The sequence below is a fragment of the Bradyrhizobium centrolobii genome (assembly GCF_001641635.1).
GTDB classification, from domain to species: Bacteria; Pseudomonadota; Alphaproteobacteria; order Rhizobiales; family Xanthobacteraceae; genus Bradyrhizobium; species Bradyrhizobium centrolobii.
Genome location: NZ_LUUB01000104.1, coordinates 41218 through 57997, shown reverse-complemented (window position 1 = coordinate 57997; position 16780 = coordinate 41218). Strand labels below are relative to the sequence as shown.

Sequence of the window (16780 nt, the reverse complement as noted above, 5' to 3'; positions counted from 1 at the left end):
ACACTAACCGCGGCGCTCGGCATCGCGGTCCTGGTGGGAGGCGCGCTTCTGCTGGTCCGCGCCGTCCCGGAGGAAAAATTCGTCGAGTACCGCATGGACGAGCNCCGCAAGATGCGCCGATCGCGATTGCGGCGGGCATTGACGGCAGCATCTGGTTCACCATCGACCATGCCAATGCGATTGGCCGTCTGCGCAACGGCCGCATCGAGCGACTGCCCACATCGAGCCGCAACATCGAGCCGCTCGGGCTCGCCGTCGCGACGGACGGCAGCGCCTGGTACACGGACCTCGCCGCGCGCGCCATTGCGCGCATCAGCAGCGTAGGCGAGATCGCACGGTTTGTGCTGGACACTCCGATCACTCGCCTCGGACGGCTTGTGATCGCGCCTGACGGCGCCGCCTGGTTCGCCGATCCGACGGGCTATGGCTTGAGCAAGCTGAAGGACGGAGTTTTTACCCGCTATCAGATCGAGTCCGCGCGCGGCGGACCCTATGGGGTTGCAGTGACGGCCGACGGCGACATATGGGCCACACTGCAGAACGGCAACCAGCTGCTCCACCTCGCCGTCGACGGCACCAGCAGGACATTCGACCTCCCGCGTGGCGGCGCCGTGCCGACTGACGTCGCGGTCGGCTCCGACGGCTCGGTGTGGTTTCTGCAGTTTCGCGCCAACCGCATCGGACGATTCAAGGATGGACAATTCTCGGATGTCGAGGCGGGTCCGGAAAATGCCGGTCTCAGCGGCATTGCCGTGGCTCCCAATGACGACGTCTGGTTTGGTATGATGCGCCGCGCGAGCCTCGGGCGGCTGCGCAACGGCCACATCGAGATCTTTGCGCTTCCCCGCGACAATGCCCGACCGTTCAGCATCGCCGTCGATCGCGACGGCAATGTCTGGTACGCCGACATCAGCGGGTTTGTCGGCATGCTGCCGGCCAGGCATGCGGTTGCGCGGTAGCCAATGCGGTGGATTTGAAATTCCAATCGGACTCGCGGCAAACCCAATAGGAATTCTAAATCCCCAAGAGTGCGGGTGCCGGTCTTCCGAAAAAATCATGCTCGAACAAAAAGGTAGAGCGGGATGCCACATCGAAGAAAGGCCCTCGCGCTCTAAACATTCAGCCCGCCGGCAACGCCGCCAGTTCGGACGCGGCGCGGATGGTCAGTACCACGCCCATGCCGACGATCAGCAGACTGGTGGCGATCTGCAGGCGGATCATCCAGATGCTGGCCAGCCAGTCGAGCACCTTTTCGCCGACTTTCGCGGCGACGATGCCGACCACCACCAGCGTCGCCGCGAAGCCGAGGCTGAACACCACGACCGTGACCAAGCCGAGCAGAACTTTTCCGCTCGACAGCGCGCCGAGCAACAGCGCCAGCGCGGCTGGATCGGGGAGCAGGCCGCCCGCAATACCCAGCGCCAGCAGCACAGGCAGTTTCGGACGGTTCTCGACCACGACGTCCAGTCGATGGGCGTGGACCTTGCCGAATCCGTGGCTATGCCAGGCCACAGGCTCGCCGTGCTCATGGCCACGCAGATGGTCGTGAGCATGGTGGTGATTGTGATCCCGCGCGCGGCTGGTGCCATCGCCCGGCTCGCCGGCTTCGCCCATGGCGAGCGCCACAAGATCGCGCTGCGCCCACAGCATCCATAGGCCGAGCACGATCACCAGGATACCGACCGCAACCGCCAAATAGGCTTCGATGCGCTGCGGCCGCAGCCAGGTCGAGCCGAGCGAGGCGAGCACGCCGACCAGCACGATCCCGCTGGTGTGGGACAGAGTGACGAAAATTCCAAGGATCACCGCGTCGATCGGCTTGCCGCGCGCGCCAACGATGTAAGCGGCCGCGATGGTCTTGCCGTGCCCCGGCGTCGCCGCATGCGCAGCGCCCGCCCAGAAGCTCGATGCGACGAAGAACAGGAATTCCCGCATTCAGGCAACCTTCACTGGCGGCCAAGGCGTTACTAGGCGTGGATAGTAGCATATCGGCTCTGGTTATGCCGCTCATTGTCTCCGAACCGGCCCGAGATGCGCGTGATCCACATTGGCCCACCGTCGGCGCGTTGATAAGCGAGCCGGTTACCGTGGCTTTTTCCCGTAGCTTTTGGAGACCCTGTCGGTCCCTGCAGTGAAGAAGACGGACGTCGAGGAGTTTACGAGCAGCATCGAAAAGCAACTAACAAGCGCCTCACCGGCAGAGCGAGATGAAGCGGTGTCCTTGCAGGCGCCAGACAGCGAAGATGTGAAGCCTCAAGCACATCGCTCAGAGGTCGTCGGAACGCTACCGGGTTGGGTTCTGAGCCTGCGTGCCTATACGGTTGCTCTAAAAAACCTGGAGAACATCCCGCGCGAAAAGAAGGAGCAGCACTTATCGAGAATCCTTGCCGGCTGGTCCAAACTAATTCTGTATGCCTGCATTGTCTTCAAGAACGTGATCGAGAAGAGGCGGCTACAGATAGGCGATCTAAACCTTGAATTGGACTTTCCAGCCAAACTGGACGCTCGCTTTCTACGGATGTTCTTTCTTATGATTCCGGTTTACACGTCCGATGTCATGCGACGAGACCTCGGATCGCAGAAACTGTCCTTGCAGCTCAAGAACGATGGCCTAGCTAAATCCCTCTCTGACCAATTCCTGCAGACTTCGGTGTACGCGGACCTGAAGCTGCCCGAGTACATCAACCGCCTGAAGGCATTCCAAAAGAAGTCGAGCGGGTCGCACATTTTCTTGGAAATATTACTTTTGAAGATGCGGGAGATATTCCTGCGACTCGGCCTTCAGGACAACGAACAGCTTCCGTTCCTTGCTCTCGCGGCAGAAATCAGCGCTGACATCAAAGGCTTGGAAGGAGAGGAACGTACCCAAGAAATCCACCGCTACACAAATGAGCTGCGGCGCCTGGGTCATGTCAATAAGCTAAGAGACATGCAGTGAGCTTCTCGGTTCCCGCACGCCGACCGAGCCGGTTAAGCTCAATTTATTTCGGAACGTGCCCAAGCACTGCGGACGGGGAAGAGGCCGCCAACAGAGGCGGCCTGTCTTTTTCAAAAGCCCAAAATGAGCGTGTAAGCGAGGACAGTCGAGAAAACGCTTAATCGAAGTATGGCGAGTTTGAAAACGAGGACTGCAGCCATGCTGTGCCTCCAAATTTTGCAAATCACCTGAATCGTACGCTTTCGGATGGTGCCTGCAAGCAACTGCAGATTCCATTTTTCGCCAAGGTTCAACCGGGGCTTTTGTCGTTATCTGGTGGATTACAAGAACGCCGCCCGCTTAAATGTGTCGCGGGCGGCGGCTTTCCGGCCCCGGTCGTAGCGCAAAACTCCGGTATGTCGGGTTATGGGACCTGGCTACTCTTGGTCCTGAAACTATTGCTGACTCCAACTGGAGAACGCCGGCTTCCCAGCCGAGATCGGCCGCGTGGATTACCGATTCGACCCGGAACAGGACTACGTGGTCGTCGACATCGAGACCACGGGAGCCTGGTCGTCCGGTGATCGCATCACCGAAATCGGAGCAGTCAAGGTCCGTAACCATCAAGTGGTCGACGAGTGGCATTCGCTCGTCAATCCGCAGCGGCCGATCCCCGCGAAGATCGTCGAGCTGACCGGCATCACCAACCAGATGGTTCGAGATGCTCCCGTGTTCCACGAAATCGCCGACAGTTTCATGGCGTTCATGGGCGACGGCATCTTCGTCGGCCACAAACGTGAACTTCGACTACGGCTTTCTGTCGTACGAGTATGAGCGGCTCGAACGACGCTTCCGCTTTCCGAAGCTTTGCACTTGCGTAGGAATGCGGCGTCGATATCCCGGGCACAAATCGTACGGACTCGGAAAGTTGTGCGCGATCTGCGACATCGAGCTCGAAGACCACCATCGCGCGCCATGCGACGCTCGGGCGGCAGCCCGGCTTTTGAACCTCATTAACAAAAAGCGCGACGACGGCCTCTCGGCGGAGGCGGAGCAGGCCGCTTAGCCCTGGCATGTCCGTTATCAGAGCCAGAGCGAACCAAGTTCTTGGCAGCCCCAGACTTCCGCTTCTGACCCCGAAGCGCCGCGAAATTCATGAGCAAGCCTTGCAGCGTCGCGGGGACCATCCCTAGCTAAAGAGCGGAGGCCGGGATCCGGGGTAGAAAAGTGTCGGCTCGCGGCGGTCGAACGCTAGGTTGATGGAGGTTAGGATGTCCCGCACACTCATCATCTTCGGGCTGGTCCTCCTCGCCGCCGGCGTCGTCTGGCCCTTTATCGGCAGGCTTGGGCTCGGTCGGCTTCCCGGCGACATCGCTATCGAGCGGCCGGGCTTTTCCTTCTACTTTCCCCTGATGACCTCGCTCATCATCAGCGTGGTGCTGAGCGTAATCTTCTGGCTGGTGAATCGGTAGCAATATGCGAACCTTGGGAGCGACTGGGATAAGCGGACTGATCGATCGCACAGTGCCGGGAGCAGTCGGCTACGTTCAGTCGCGCTGTGACTGAGCGGAACTAAGACAAACGCGGGCGACGTACTCACGGCGCTTGAGCTTGGTGACCGCAATAGGAGGAACTCTACAGGCGCTGTTTGCGTCGCGGTCGGACCTCAGCGTCATGCGCTTTCGCGTGAGAGATTGACGTAGATCAAGACCAGCGACAGTCATTTGGCCTGCAATTCGGGCTTCCAAAAGGAGAACTACCATGAGCGACCTGGTCGTGATTGCGTTTCCCACGGAAGCAAAGGCTGAAGAAGTTCGCCAGAAATTGCTGGCGATGCAGAAAGAGTACCTGATCGAGCTTGGCGACGCGGTGGTCGCGGTGAAGGATGCTCAAGGTCACATCAAACTTAACCAGCTAATCAACACCACGGCTGCGGGTGCGGTTTCGGGAACTTTTTGGGGAACGCTTATCGGTCTGATCTTTCTGATGCCGCTGGTGGGAGCTGCCCTAGGTGCGGCATCCGGCACCCTTGGCGGATACCTGACCGATGTTGGCATCGACGACAAATGGATGAAGGAGACCGCTGCCGCTATTCAACCCGGAACCGCTGCCCTCTTTGTGTTGGTGCGTAAGGTAACAGCTGACAAAGTGCTTGAAGGTCTCAAGGGCGAAGGCGGTACGGTGTTAAAAACTTCGCTCGACCACACCAAGGAAGCGGCGCTTCAAGCGGCATTGGCTAATGTCCAGGCAGCCGTTCCTCCCTCGCCGTCAGTTTGAAGGCCGCGCTCGCCTGCTGCAGCTCTCTCAATCGGGTAGGCGCATGGCGGGGGTGCCTGAGGAGTGATGTCCGTAAACTGGCAACTCTGCGGAGAAGCGAACTATGCAGTTGTCCAAGTTCGCCGCGTTGGTGCTTATCGCTGGCGGTCCAAGCCTGCTGTCTGTGTCTTTGGCGCGGCCCGTCTCTGAATGCTCAATTTCAGGGACGCTAGCGGACTGGGGCGAGAATTCGATGGCCGACATTGACCTCGCATCCGGGGAAAGTTGCCAGTTCCCAATCAGGATGCGCGGCACTGTGAATGGCTCGGACATCTCTCAAAAACCGACACACGGCAAGCTGAAAAGGCTCAATCAGTCTACGTTCGAATACAAAGCGAAGACCAAATACAAGGGAACCGATACTTTTGCCATCAAGGCAACGGGGCAGGGGCCGACGGCTTCTGGCACGTCGGTAATCACCGTGCACGCGACGATCAAATAGCGCTCCTCGCATCCATTGCCTGCGTTTGGAGGCGGCATAACCTATTCGATCGCGAGTGTTGTCGCGATATTGCTGGCGAGTTTCCCTGGCGTCGCGAGCGCGCAGGTGGACTTAGGCACGATACCTTGCCGACCAGCACGCACCAACGGTTACATCGGTCTAAGCCGCATCTATCAGGGACAATCGGACATTGCCCCTGGCAAAGCACGCGCAGTCAGACGCGGCGCGCTACCGCAAAGTAAAGCGGCGTTTGACTGCCGGCCTGTCACTTCCGAACTTCGCCAGTAAACAGACACCCAGAGTCGGCACGTCTCGAGCGCCGGAATGCTGTCTCCAGAGTTTAACTATCGTCCTCTCTAAGTGCGCTCGCCCTCAGCTGCAGCGTTAGTCGCTATCGATTACGTCTGCCTCCGCTGTGCCGCCTTGTAACCTGCGGCCAGTGCGAGCAGTCCGTCGCGCGCGAGCGCGAGATCCACGTCGTTAGCCCATTCCAGGCAAAGCCGCTCCAACTCCCGCAGTCCGGCCAGTTCGCGCTGTCTTCTCGTCCACACGCGTATATTGGCCATGTGTTGGACACGGTGAGCGAGTATGGCGTTAAGTGATTGATTTTGCTGGCGCTCCCTAGCGGAATCGAACCGCTCTCTCCACCGTGAAAGGATTGATATTAGGCCTGTTCAGCGATGCCGGTCAGCCAAGCCGGCCGCGGTTTGGTAATCCGCGCAGCGATCCGGGAATACTGGACCCCGTGGTCTTTTCCAGGACCGCCAATTGGCGGGCGAACCATTCACGGAAGGACTCCTGGAGGGCGAGGAGTCAATTCTTGCGAATCCGAGTCAGCGCTGATGCGAACCGATACCTCTTGAAATCACTGGTGGGCCCGGCAGGACTCGAACCTGCAACCAGACCGTTATGAGCGAGCGGCTCTAATCATTGAGCTGCAGGTCTTCGCTCCCCCAGTGCGGGTTCTTCGAGCTCAAGGAGCACACTCCCTGTGCGCGCATCGGCGCCGTGGACATAGTTTCAGGGTCATCGACGGCGACCGCGGCCTGCATCGATCTAAGGTTGCAAATTTCGCGAACTAGCCTCGTCCGCGGGTCCCAAAAAACATGACACTTAATTGGGTCTTTTGACGTTTAATTGAGTCCCAGGAGGGTACTGGCGGCATCCTACGGATCCAGCTCCGTATCCCAGTAGAGGTAGTCGAGCCAGCTGTCGTGCAGATAGTTCGGCGGGAAGAGCCGGCCGTTGCGGTGGAGCTGGTGCACGGTCGGCGCGAACGCGTGTTGACGCGGAAACATTTTTGCCTGCGCCGGCGTGAGATTGCCCTTGCGCAGGTTACAGGGCGAGCATGCCGCGACCACATTCTCCCAGGTGGTCTGGCCGCCCTTGCTGCGCGGGATGATGTGATCGAAGGTGAGGTCTTCGGGCGAGCCGCAATATTGGCAGGCGAAACGATCGCGCAGGAAGACGTTGAAACGGGTGAAGGCGGGATGCGTGGTCGGTTTGACGAAGGATTTGAGCGAGACCACGCTCGGTAACTGCATTTCCAGCGTGGGACTTCGAACCGCCTGATCGTAATGCGCGACGATGTTGACGCGGTCGAGGAACACCGCCTTGATCGCGTCCTGCCAGGACCAGAGCGACAGCGGGTAGTAACTCAGCGGCCGGAAGTCCGCATTCAGCACCAACACCGGCCAACTGCCTTGCGAGACATGTGCGTTCAAGTAACGCTCCCGGCCTCCATATACGCTGCGAAGCAGCATGTATTGACATACTACATGCAGCGTGACGGGATTGTGAAGCCCGTTGAGCAACTTATTCAGGCGCAAGCAATGCGGCGGCGGGGTGGCAAGCGCTCAAAAACGCCGCGATTCGGGGATCCATGCAATGCAGGCTCGCCGTGCTGCGCGCGGCCGTGCTTGGTGCTGCGTCGATCGGGCCTGTGGCGGCCGAAGATTATCCCGCGCGTTCCATCACCATGATCGTGCCGTTCCCGGCGGGCGGGGCGACAGACACGCTGGCGCGGTTCCTCGGCGAACGCCTGCATGCCGTGCTGAAGCAGCCGATCGTCATCGAGAATGTCGGCGGTGCGGCCGGCTCGCTCGGCGTCGGCCGCGCGGTGCGGGCCGCATCCGACGGCCATACGCTGTCGATTGGAACCTCGACCACCCACATGCTGACCGGGGGGCTCTACGCACTGCCGTTCAATCTCTTGCGCGATCTCGAGCCGGTCATCCTGATCGGCAGCGAGCCGCTCCTGATCGTCGGCCGCAAGGATCTGCCTGCCGACGATCTCAAACAATTGATCGCGTGGCTGAAGGCCAATCCGGACAAGGCGTCGGTCGGCATCGCTGGCGTCGGTGCCACAGGCCATCTCGCCGGCATCTCGTTCCAGAAGGAAACCGGCACCAAATTCCAGTTCGTGCCCTATCGCGGCAACGGGCCGGCGATGCAGGACCTCGTCGCCGGTCAGATCGATGCGATGATCGAGCCCGCCTCGAACTTCAAGTCCCTCGTCGGTGCCGGCAGCATCAAGTCGTTCGCGGTCACGAGCAAGTCGCGGTCGCCGTCCTGGCCGAACATCCCGAGCGCGGACGAGGCCGGCTTGCCCGGCTTCTCGGCCTCGCTCTGGTATGGGCTGTGGGTGCCGAAGGGCACGCCGAGGGACATCATTGCAAAGCTCAACGCCGCCATGGTCCACATCCTGGCGAGCCCGCCGGTGAAGCAGCGTTTTGCCGAACTCGGCATCCAGGTTTCGCCCCTGATGCAGCAATCGCCGGAAGCGCTGCGCGCCTACCAGAAGGAGGAGGCGGAGCGCTGGTGGCCGATCATCAAGGCGTCGGAGATCAAGGTGGAGTAGGGCGCGCCGAGCCGCCTACGTGTCGAATAACGCGGCCCCGCTCTCGGTGTCGTCCTGGCGAAAGCCAGGACACCGCGGAATCTATCCGCGGTGGGCGGTGTCAGTACCGCACGACAACCAGCCTTCGCCAAACTACTCCCTGTGGTTGGGTCCTGGCCTTCGCCTCGACGGGAGGCAGGGGCGCACAACGGTGCGTCATCTCTTCGCGGACGCGCTGGCGCGCCTATTCCCGCACCCGCTCAAGCTTTTGCAGGCATCGCGTGCTGCGCACGAATGCCGGCATCTCCTCGTCCGGAAAGCTGGTCTTCCAGTCGGTGACGCCGACCTCGCCGACATAGATGTCGCCCTTTGAATCCAGCGCGATGCCGTGCGGCGCCAGGAATTTTCCGCTTGCGACACCCGGGCCTTCCTCGCCGCCGAGCCGCGCGATGCGGTTTCCCTTGGCGTCCACGATCGACAGCCGCGGGCCGAGATTGGGCACCTTGCGGTTGACCGCCATGCCGGGGCCAAGCTCGCCGACGACGAAGGTCGGTGCCTTGCCTCCGCAGCAGCACAGCGCGCAGGGGCGGTGCAGATTGTTCCACTGCGTCTCGTACTTGCCCTCGCCATCGAACACCTGCACGCGATGGTTCTCGCGGTCGGCGACGTAGACCCAGCCATCGGCGTCGGTCGCGATGTTGTGCACGATGTTGAACTGGCCGGGATCGGTGCCGGGCTCGCCCCAGCTTTTCATCAGCTTGCCGTCAGGAGTGAATTTGTGCACGCGCGCATTGCCATAGCCGTCGGAGACGTAGATCTCGCCCTTCGGCGACAGCGCGGTGTGGGTGCAGCGATGGAAAGGATCGCCGCTCATGAACGGCGCCGGTCTCTCGGGGATGCCAATCGTCAGCAGCACCTTGCCGTCCGCGGTGCATTTGCGCACGGTATGGTCGCCGTCATCGGTACAATAGAGATTGTCGCCGGCGTCGATATGCAGGCCATGCGCGCGCGAGAACAGGCCTTCGCCCCAGCTGCGCAGGAAATTGCCCTCGCGGTCCAGCACCACCATCGGATGGGCGCCGCGGTTGAAGACGTAGATGCGGTCCTTGCTGTCGACAGCGACGGAGGCGACGTCGGTGAGCTGCCAGCCGTCCGGCAGCTTTGCGAAGTTTTCGACCACGCGGTAGCGGTGCTCGCCGGTGCCGAGAATGGCTGGCATCTGTAACCTCCTTTGAACTCGTCATTCCGGGGCGCGACGAAGTCGCGGACCATGATGCGCAATTGCCCATCCGAGAATCCATCGCGCCGCGGATTTCGGGGGTGAATGGATTCCGGGTTCACGCTTCGCGTGCCCCGGAATGACGAGTGGTTTACGTTGTGACCACTTCCCGCCCCAGCATCCCTTCCTCGATCGCCTTGATCTGGAGCGCGAGATATTTCGAGTTGATCCGGCACTGCGCGAGGCTGCCGGCGATGAACCACAGGCCGGGCTGTCTGGTGCGCGCATACATGTTGCGTAGCTCGAAGCCGTCGCCAAAACCCCAGACCGGGCCGACACGGTCGGCGATGCCGTCGCCGAACAGCTTTCGCACCAAATATTCCTGCGGCTTGTAGCCGGTGGACAGCACGATGAGGTCGGCCGGAAGGAGCGCGCCGTTCTTCATTCGCGCGCCTTCGGCGGTGAAGTTCTCGATATCGACGAACTGCTTCAGCTTGATCGCGCCCTCGACGATGAGGTTGGAGCACCCGACGTTGAAATAATAGCCGCCGCCGCGGGTCAAGTATTTGAACTGCCAGCCGGTGCCGGCCTCGCCGAAGTCGAGCTTGAAGCCCACGTGCTGCAGGCCGTCCAGCAGCTCCTTGTCGAGCTCCTTCGACTGCTCCGTCAGCATCACATGCGTCTTCTTTGCGAGCGGCGTCGGCATCGAGGCTGCGATCAGATCGTTGTCCTCGAGCGTGCCCTCGTTATAGGTCGCATAGGCGAGCTGCGCCGAAGGCTCGATATTGGTGACCAGCGTCGGCGAGCGCTGCACCAGCGTCACCTCAGCGCCGCTGGAGTGGAGGTCCTGCGCGATGTCGTGACCGCTGTTGCCGGTGCCGATGACGATGGCGCGCTTTCCTTTCCAGTTCTCGCCGTCGTCATAGCGGCTCGAATGCAGCAGCTTGCCCTTGAAATTTTCGAGACCCGGAATGTCCGGCACGTTCGCGATGCCGCTGACGCCGGTTGCCATCACCACATGGCGCGGATGCATGATGCGTCGGGTGCCATCGGCGCGCCGCAGCGCGACGGTCCAACATCCCGTCGCATCATCGTAGGAGCCGCCCTCGAACTCGCTGCCGGTCCAGAAGTTCAGCTCCATGGCGTCGACGTAAGCCTCGAACCAGTTGGCGAGCTTGTCCTTGGGGATATAGACCGGCCAGTTCGGCGGGAACGGCATGTAGGGCAGGTGGTTGACCTGCACCTGATTGTGCAGGGTGAGCGCGTGATAGCGCTTGCGCCAGTTGTCGCCGATCCGTGGCCATCGATCGACGATCAGCGTATCGACCTTCAACTGCTTCAGCCGTGCCGCGATCGCGAGCCCGGCCTGGCCGCCGCCGACCACCAGCACGGCCGGATCGCGATCGGCGTAGTCGTTCGATACGTTGCGCAAATCGAGCCAGTTCGGTCCGCGGAAATCGCGCGAATAGGCCTGCCCGCGCGGCCGCGTCGTGCCGAGCTGCTCCTCGAAGCCCTTCAACTCGTCGAGCGCGGTGAGCAGCGTCCACGCCTTCAACCGGTCGCTGTCAGCGCTATCAGGGACAAGCCGGACGATGCCGCTGCCGCGGCCGATCGCGGTCTCGAAATTGAAGATCGCTTCGATATTGTTGCTGCCGGCGCGAGTCACCCAGCGCGGCGGCGCGCGATTGGGCGCGATCTTGAAGCTGCTTGGCGCCGCCTTCGGCGCGAGCGCAGTCAGCTCTTGCGCGATCGCATCGCGACCGGCAATCGTTTGCAGGTTCCAGCTCAGCGCCAGCACATCGCGCCAAAAGCTGTCGGCGAGGAAGAGGCGGTCCAGCGCAGCGCGATCAGGTTTGCCCAGGGCGAGCTCGAACTCATCGAGCCAGGCTTGTGCGGATACGGAAATATCCTTCGTCCTGTCCAGCATGCGCGACCTCGTGGCCGTCTTCGCGGCGTTTCCTCTTGAGGTGGACGCTATACCGTTTCGCCTGCGGCCAAAAGCCGATTACCCGAGCAGCGAGAGCATGTGGCCCTGCTCAGGCGGAATACGCCCTTTCAGCGTGTCGAGATAGATGCGCCGCACGGCCTCCGGTCCACGGCTCTCGACCACCGTAAGGCATCTCTCCAGGAGCGGCGCGAAGCCGGACCATGCCGCGCCAAAACGCTGCTCGATACCGCCCGGGCCCCATTCCTTGGCGCGCTTGCGGATCTGGTCGGGGGCGAAGAACCAGCGGGGCTTGGCGCCCGGCAACTGGCCTTCGTCGGCGTCGGTGGCACGATGCGTCAATCCGACGCGCACCGAACATTTCATCTGATCGCCGAAGTGCCGGTGCAACTCGGCGCGCAGAGCGCTGTTGCCGGCCATGTCGACGAAGGCGGTGGGCACGTCCGATGGCAGCGACGTCACGCGATCATAGGTGACGACCTCGTCACAGCAGCCGAGCGTAGTGAGGAAGCCGGTATTGCCGGCCGACGTCAATCCAACCACCTTGCGGCCGCGCGTGTGCAGGAGATGCGCAAGCCCGAACGCAGTCTTGCTCGAGGCGCTCGAGAGCAGCACGGTCCGCGCGCCAAAATCGTCGTTCTCAGCGAGGAAGTCGTCGACCAGGAACGACAACATGAACAGCGGCCGCAACAGCGCCTGGTAGTCGCCCTGCCGGCCAGCGTAGGCAGGATTGTCGCTGACGCGCGCATAGGCGTTGTAGACCGGCGCCACGCCCTGGCGGTGCGCGGCGCCGTCGCGCAAGCCGCGCTTGCTGACGTCGGTGGCCTCGATGACGAGATGCGTCGCCATAGGGAAATAACCGAACAGGCGCTCGCCCACGGCGACGTTCGGATGTTTTGAGGCGATCACCTCGCCAAAGCCCCACACCGGAATGTTGCCGAAGCCGTTCGGTGCGGGAAAGAGCTGCCAGTATTTCATCTCGTCGCCAAGCACCGCATAGGTGATGTTATTGGCGGTGAAGGCGAAGCGGTCGACCTTCACGAGCAGCGCATCCTGCGGCAGCGCCTCGCCTGCGGGAGGCTCGGTTGCGATCGTCTTGCACGTTTCGAGATCGTCTCGCGCAACAATGAAGTCGGTGGCTGTCATGGTTCGATCCCGGCTCTGGTCCGCGCCGACATCTCATCGATCACGCGCGCCGTTTGCAACAGCAACATAGTTTTAAACGCTGTTCGGCCGCTTCAGGCCGTCAGCACGCCCTCGCGCTTCTTCACCGCACGGTAATAGCTCCACCACAGATGCGCCGCCGCGCCGCGCAAGGGACGCCAGGGTTCGGCGAGCGGCGCCATCTGCTTGTCCGTCGGCCGCGCCTTCAGGCCCAGCCCGATGCGGATGCCCTCCTGCACGGCGAGGTCGCCGGCCGGCCAGGCATCGCCATGGCCGAGGCAGAACAGGAGATAGACGTCCGCGGTCCACGGTCCGATGCCGGGCAGCGTGATCAGCGTGTGATGCGCGGCGTCGGCGTCCTCCTCGGCGAGCACGTCGAGGTTGAGCCGCTGCGCGGTGATCTCGCGGGCGAGATGCTTCAATGTCTTGATCTTCGCAGCGGAGAGGCCGAGCCGCCCCAGCCGGTCGGTGCGGGCGCGCCGCACCGCGTCATGATCGAACGGATCGAAGGCGGCCGATAGCCGCCCCCAGATCGCCGCAGCACTGGCGGTGGAGAGCTGTTGCCCGCAGACGATATGCGCAAGTCCCACAAACCCCGGCTCGCGCCGCCGCAAGGCGGGCATGCCGGCGATCTCAAACACCGGCTTCAGGCGCTGGTCGCGCTTCACCAGCGTATGGACGGCGTCTTCGAGGTCTGACTGGGTTTCGAGATGGATGGTCATTGCTGCTCAACTCGTCATGCGCGGGCTTGACCCGCGCATCCATCTCCTATCGTAACAGAGTCTTGGAAGATGGATGGCCGGGTCAAGCCCGGCAATGACGAGTACCCAGAGAACCGATGCCACCCGTTTTCCGATTCGCCCCGAGCCCGAACGGCTTCCTGCATCTCGGCCACGCCTATTCCGCGCTGCTGAATTTCGATCGGGCGCGCGAGACCGGCGGGCGGATGCTGCTGCGGATCGAGGACATCGACGCGACACGCTGCCGGCCGGAGTACGAGAGCGCGATCTACGACGACCTCGCCTGGCTCGGAATCACCTGGGAGACGCCGGTGCGGCGGCAGTCGGCGCATCTTGCCGATTACCGCGCGGCGCTGGACAATCTTTCCGCGCTTGGTCTCGTCTACCCCTCTTTCGAAAGCCGCGCCGAGATCGCAAGGCTAGTGGCCGCGCGCGAAGAGACCGGGCCCTGGCCGCGCGATCCCGACGGGGCGCCGCTCTATCCCGGTGCTGCCAAGTCGTTGCCAGCCGAAGAACGCGCACGCCTCATCGGGTCCGGGGCGCCGTACGCGCTGCGGTTCGACATGGCTGCCGCCTGCCGCCGCGTTGGTGGCCTGACCTGGCGCGAACTGGGTGAGGGCCCTGACGGCGAGCGCGGCCGTGTCGCGGCGCGGCCCGAGGCGTGGGGCGACGTCATCCTGGCCCGCAAGGAGACGCCGACCAGCTACCATTTGTCGGTGGTGGTCGACGATGCGCTTCAGGACGCAAGCGAGGTGGTCAGGGGCCAGGACCTGTTTCACGCCACCTCCGTTCACCGCCTGCTGCAAACCCTGCTCGACCTGCCGGAGCCGACCTATCGCCACCACCGGCTGATTTGCGACGAGGAGGGGCGGAAGCTGGCGAAATCGACCGGCTCGACCGGCCTGCGGGAGTTGCGTGCCGCCGGCGCCACGCCCGCCGGCATCCGCCGTCTGGTGGGATTAGATTAAGTTTCTCTGGGGTTTAGCAAAACGTCGCCGTGACTCGGAGTGTTCCTCCGTGCGATGCTTGCCGCGAGCCGGGGTTCGAAGGGATACTTCGAAGGGGATTTATGGCGGCGAAAACGCGCCCAGTGCGCACTGCGCGAACGTCCAGGCGGCGGCCGCCTCGAAAGCGGTCCGGGGCCGGTGATGGGCTGCGCAAGCGCGGGACCGTCACGCCGGACGTGGTTCAGGCAGCACTGGCCGCCTTTGCCCATGAGGTCCGCACCCCCCTGACCGGCATTCTGGCGATCAGCGACCTGCTCGCGACCTCCGATCTCGGCGAGCGGGAGCGGCGCTGGGCCGACACCATCAAGGCCGGTGCCGAGCACCTGGCGAGCCTTGCCACCCTGTTCGTGGACGCCGCCAGGACCGGACAGGGCGCAAGCACGCTGCGTCAGGACCTGTTCGATCTGCGGGCGCTGGCCCGCAGCGCGGGCGATTCGCTTGCCGGGCGCGCCGCCGCCAAGGGCCTTCAGGCCCGGGTCGAGATCTCCGAGAAGCTTGCCGGGCTGGTGGTGGGCGATCCCGTCCGCCTGCGCGCCGCGCTGGAGAACCTGATCGACAATGCCGTGAAATTCACGGATGCGGGCGGCGTCGCGCTTGCGGTCGTGCCCTGGGATCCCGGCAAGCGCAAGGCGAGAGCCAGAGCCAAGGTTAAGGGAAGGGTTGGCGTCGCGTTCGCGGTGTCCGACAGCGGCATCGGCCTGACCATGGCTGAGATCAAGCGGCTATTCCGCCCGTTTACTCAGGCCAATGTCACCATTGCCTCGCGCTTCGGCGGCGCCGGGCTGGGGCTGTCCTCGGTGAAACAGCTGGCGCGCGCGATGGGCGGCGACATCACGGTGGCCCCGCGCCGCAGCGGCGGCGCCACCTTCACGCTGACGGTGGCCCTGGACGCGTCGGACACAGGCCAATCCCGCAAGTCCGGCGGGAACGGTCACGAGGCGGATGCGGTGACGGCCTTGCGTGTGCTCAGCGTCGAGGACAATCCGTTCGGCCGCGTCGTGCTCAACACCATCCTGACCGAGCTCGGTCATCATGCGGAATTCATCGGGCGTGGCGAGGACGCGGTCGACCGGCTCGCACAAGGCGCCTTCGATGCGGTGCTGATGGACATGGTGCTGCCGGGCATCGACGGCATCGAAGCCATCAAGCGGATCCGCACCATGCCGCCGCCGCTCGCTCAGATCCCCATCATCGGGGTCTCCGGCCGCGGTGAGGACGAGGCGGCCTCGCGCCAGGCCGGCGCCGACGCCTTTTTGGTCAAGCCTGTGTCCCCGCGGGCCTTAGCGACTGCGCTGCTTGAAGCGAGACGCCGTGAGGAAGCCGCGACTTGATGATTGCTGCGTTGAGTTCGCCGCCATAAACGAAGATCGCGGCGATGAAATACAAAAACACCAGCGCGATGATCACCGAGGCGAGCCCCGCATACATCGTCACGTAGTTGTTGGCGAAGCGCGCCAGATATTGCCCGAACACGATGCCGGAGATCAGCGATGCCACCACGGTGAAGGTGATGCCGGGCAGGATCTGGAGGAAGCCGCGCCGTCCCGCCGGCAGCCAGGCGTGCAGGATGAACAGCGCCACCACCAGCGCACCGATGGTGATGCCGTAGCGCAGCCAGGTGAGGATGCTCTCGTTGGACTCGACGAACAGCGGGATATGGCGCCGCGCCGCCTCGATAATCAGCGGACCGAGCACGATCAGGAACGCCATGGCGAGCGCGGTGAAGGCCGCGACCAGCGTGTAGCCGATCGATTCCAGCCGCAGCCAGTACCAGCGCCGCATCTCCACCACCGCATAGGCGCGGTTGAGCGCGACCCGCAGCGCCTCGACGCCATTCGAGGCGAAATAGACCGACAGCACCGCGCCGATGGTCAGCACGTCGGTGCGGGTGGTGGTCAGGACATCATGGACGTCGCTGGAGATGGAATCGGCGACCTGCTTGGGCCAGACCTGGAGCATCAGCCCGGCGGCCTGGTCGGCGAGCTCCTTGGAGCCGAAGAAGCCGGCGAGCGAGGTCAGCACGATCAGGAACGGGAACAGCGCCATCAAGGTCGACAGCGCGATGTGGCTCGCAATCGCCCAGCCGTCATCGGCCAGGAACGTGTAGAACGCATCCATCACGACGACGTAGATGTAGCGGATCGCCTTCACAGCTTGCTCCAGACGGCTTCCTCTCCCCGCAAGCGGGGCG

General features: G+C 62.9%; 17 protein-coding genes. 10 read left to right on the top strand and 7 right to left on the bottom strand.

Translation table 11 applies throughout. From position 1 onward, the window contains the following. Positions 1-104: 104 nt before the first annotated feature. Positions 105-959, top strand: an 855-nt coding sequence (locus tag AYJ54_RS50155; protein WP_210184083.1) for a Vgb family protein, incomplete at its 5' end; no start/stop codon positions are given. A gap of 160 nt (positions 960-1119) precedes the next feature. On the opposite strand, the gene AYJ54_RS37620 is transcribed toward AYJ54_RS50155, so the two are convergent. Further along, positions 1120-1935, bottom strand: a complete 816-nt coding sequence (locus tag AYJ54_RS37620; RefSeq protein WP_063707269.1) for a HoxN/HupN/NixA family nickel/cobalt transporter — start codon at positions 1933-1935, stop codon at positions 1120-1122. A 196-nt stretch (positions 1936-2131) separates the two neighbouring features. Between AYJ54_RS37620 and AYJ54_RS37615 the strand changes: the two genes are divergently transcribed. The 6 genes from AYJ54_RS37615 to AYJ54_RS37590 all read left to right on the top strand — a co-directional run bounded on the left by AYJ54_RS37615 (position 2132) and on the right by AYJ54_RS37590 (position 5675). Continuing rightward, positions 2132-2938 carry a hypothetical protein gene (locus AYJ54_RS37615; RefSeq protein ID WP_136624206.1) on the top strand — a complete coding sequence of 269 codons (807 nt, stop codon included), beginning with the start codon at positions 2132-2134 and terminating at the stop codon, positions 2936-2938. A 486-nt stretch (positions 2939-3424) separates the two neighbouring features. After that, the gene (locus AYJ54_RS54170; RefSeq protein ID WP_063707265.1) at positions 3425-3751 is read left to right on the top strand and encodes a 3'-5' exonuclease; all 327 of its coding nucleotides are present in this window, start codon (positions 3425-3427) and stop codon (positions 3749-3751) included. Then, complete coding sequence (locus AYJ54_RS54165) at positions 3639-3983, top strand: 3'-5' exonuclease (protein ID WP_245329223.1); 345 nt, start codon at positions 3639-3641, stop codon at positions 3981-3983. The genes AYJ54_RS54170 and AYJ54_RS54165 overlap by 113 nt, the downstream gene beginning before the upstream one ends. Before the next feature lie 205 nt (positions 3984-4188). Continuing rightward, positions 4189-4389: a DUF2905 domain-containing protein gene (locus AYJ54_RS37600; RefSeq protein WP_063707261.1), complete on the top strand. Its 201-nt coding sequence runs from the start codon at positions 4189-4191 to the stop codon at positions 4387-4389. Positions 4390-4678: 289 nt separating this feature from the next. Continuing rightward, positions 4679-5194, top strand: a complete 516-nt coding sequence (locus tag AYJ54_RS37595) for a DUF1269 domain-containing protein (RefSeq protein ID WP_063707259.1) — start codon at positions 4679-4681, stop codon at positions 5192-5194. A gap of 103 nt (positions 5195-5297) precedes the next feature. After that, positions 5298-5675: a hypothetical protein gene (locus AYJ54_RS37590; protein ID WP_063707257.1), complete on the top strand. Its 378-nt coding sequence runs from the start codon at positions 5298-5300 to the stop codon at positions 5673-5675. A gap of 1166 nt (positions 5676-6841) precedes the next feature. Here the strand turns inward: AYJ54_RS37590 and AYJ54_RS37585 are convergent. Continuing rightward, the gene (locus tag AYJ54_RS37585) at positions 6842-7399 is read right to left on the bottom strand and encodes an HNH endonuclease (protein WP_063707315.1); all 558 of its coding nucleotides are present in this window, start codon (positions 7397-7399) and stop codon (positions 6842-6844) included. Positions 7400-7557: 158 nt separating this feature from the next. Here AYJ54_RS37585 and AYJ54_RS37580 point away from each other — a divergent pair, with 158 nt between their 5' ends. Further along, complete coding sequence (locus AYJ54_RS37580) at positions 7558-8535, top strand: Bug family tripartite tricarboxylate transporter substrate binding protein (RefSeq protein ID WP_063707255.1); 978 nt, start codon at positions 7558-7560, stop codon at positions 8533-8535. 223 nt (positions 8536-8758) lie between these two features. Here the strand turns inward: AYJ54_RS37580 and AYJ54_RS37575 are convergent, their stop codons facing one another. The 4 genes from AYJ54_RS37575 to AYJ54_RS37560 form a co-directional block, all read right to left on the bottom strand. Continuing rightward, entirely contained in the window at positions 8759-9733 is a 975-nt protein-coding gene (locus AYJ54_RS37575) for a peptidyl-alpha-hydroxyglycine alpha-amidating lyase family protein (protein ID WP_063707254.1), read from the bottom strand. A gap of 151 nt (positions 9734-9884) precedes the next feature. After that, entirely contained in the window at positions 9885-11660 is a 1776-nt protein-coding gene (locus AYJ54_RS37570) for a flavin-containing monooxygenase (RefSeq protein ID WP_063707252.1), read from the bottom strand. Positions 11661-11738: 78 nt separating this feature from the next. Then, entirely contained in the window at positions 11739-12824 is a 1086-nt protein-coding gene (locus AYJ54_RS37565) for a DUF2855 family protein (RefSeq protein ID WP_063707250.1), read from the bottom strand. Positions 12825-12916: 92 nt separating this feature from the next. Continuing rightward, complete coding sequence (locus AYJ54_RS37560) at positions 12917-13564, bottom strand: DNA-3-methyladenine glycosylase family protein (RefSeq protein WP_063707248.1); 648 nt, start codon at positions 13562-13564, stop codon at positions 12917-12919. Between the two features lie 116 nt (positions 13565-13680). On the opposite strand from AYJ54_RS37560, the gene gluQRS reads away from it, so the two are divergent. Together gluQRS and AYJ54_RS37550 are read left to right on the top strand one after the other, a co-directional pair. After that, entirely contained in the window at positions 13681-14550 is an 870-nt protein-coding gene (gene gluQRS, locus AYJ54_RS37555; RefSeq protein ID WP_063707247.1) for a tRNA glutamyl-Q(34) synthetase GluQRS, read from the top strand. Between the two features lie 101 nt (positions 14551-14651). Next, positions 14652-15920, top strand: coding sequence for an ATP-binding protein (locus AYJ54_RS37550; RefSeq protein ID WP_063707245.1), 1269 nt, complete (start codon positions 14652-14654; stop codon positions 15918-15920). Here the strand turns inward: AYJ54_RS37550 and AYJ54_RS37545 are convergent. Then, positions 15847-16740, bottom strand: coding sequence for a YihY/virulence factor BrkB family protein (locus AYJ54_RS37545; RefSeq protein ID WP_063707243.1), 894 nt, complete (start codon positions 16738-16740; stop codon positions 15847-15849). The genes AYJ54_RS37550 and AYJ54_RS37545 overlap by 74 nt on opposite strands. Positions 16741-16780 lie beyond the last annotated feature (40 nt).

What these genes read in the sequence shown, in the direction of transcription:
- AYJ54_RS37620 (WP_063707269.1), bottom strand. Translation starts at nt 1,935, where the DNA reads ATGCGGGAATTCCTGTTCTTCGTCGCATCGAGCTTCTGGGCGGGCGCT.
- AYJ54_RS54165 (WP_245329223.1), top strand. Translation starts at nt 3,639, where the DNA reads ATGCTCCCGTGTTCCACGAAATCGCCGACAGTTTCATGGCGTTCATGG.
- AYJ54_RS37600 (WP_063707261.1), top strand. Translation starts at nt 4,189, where the DNA reads ATGTCCCGCACACTCATCATCTTCGGGCTGGTCCTCCTCGCCGCCGGC.
- AYJ54_RS37595 (WP_063707259.1), top strand. Translation starts at nt 4,679, where the DNA reads ATGAGCGACCTGGTCGTGATTGCGTTTCCCACGGAAGCAAAGGCTGAA.
- AYJ54_RS37590 (WP_063707257.1), top strand. Translation starts at nt 5,298, where the DNA reads ATGCAGTTGTCCAAGTTCGCCGCGTTGGTGCTTATCGCTGGCGGTCCA.
- AYJ54_RS37580 (WP_063707255.1), top strand. Translation starts at nt 7,558, where the DNA reads ATGCAATGCAGGCTCGCCGTGCTGCGCGCGGCCGTGCTTGGTGCTGCG.
- AYJ54_RS37575 (WP_063707254.1), bottom strand. Translation starts at nt 9,733, where the DNA reads ATGCCAGCCATTCTCGGCACCGGCGAGCACCGCTACCGCGTGGTCGAA.
- AYJ54_RS37570 (WP_063707252.1), bottom strand. Translation starts at nt 11,660, where the DNA reads ATGCTGGACAGGACGAAGGATATTTCCGTATCCGCACAAGCCTGGCTC.
- AYJ54_RS37565 (WP_063707250.1), bottom strand. Translation starts at nt 12,824, where the DNA reads ATGACAGCCACCGACTTCATTGTTGCGCGAGACGATCTCGAAACGTGC.
- AYJ54_RS37560 (WP_063707248.1), bottom strand. Translation starts at nt 13,564, where the DNA reads ATGACCATCCATCTCGAAACCCAGTCAGACCTCGAAGACGCCGTCCAT.
- gluQRS (WP_063707247.1), top strand. Translation starts at nt 13,681, where the DNA reads ATGCCACCCGTTTTCCGATTCGCCCCGAGCCCGAACGGCTTCCTGCAT.
- AYJ54_RS37550 (WP_063707245.1), top strand. Translation starts at nt 14,652, where the DNA reads ATGGCGGCGAAAACGCGCCCAGTGCGCACTGCGCGAACGTCCAGGCGG.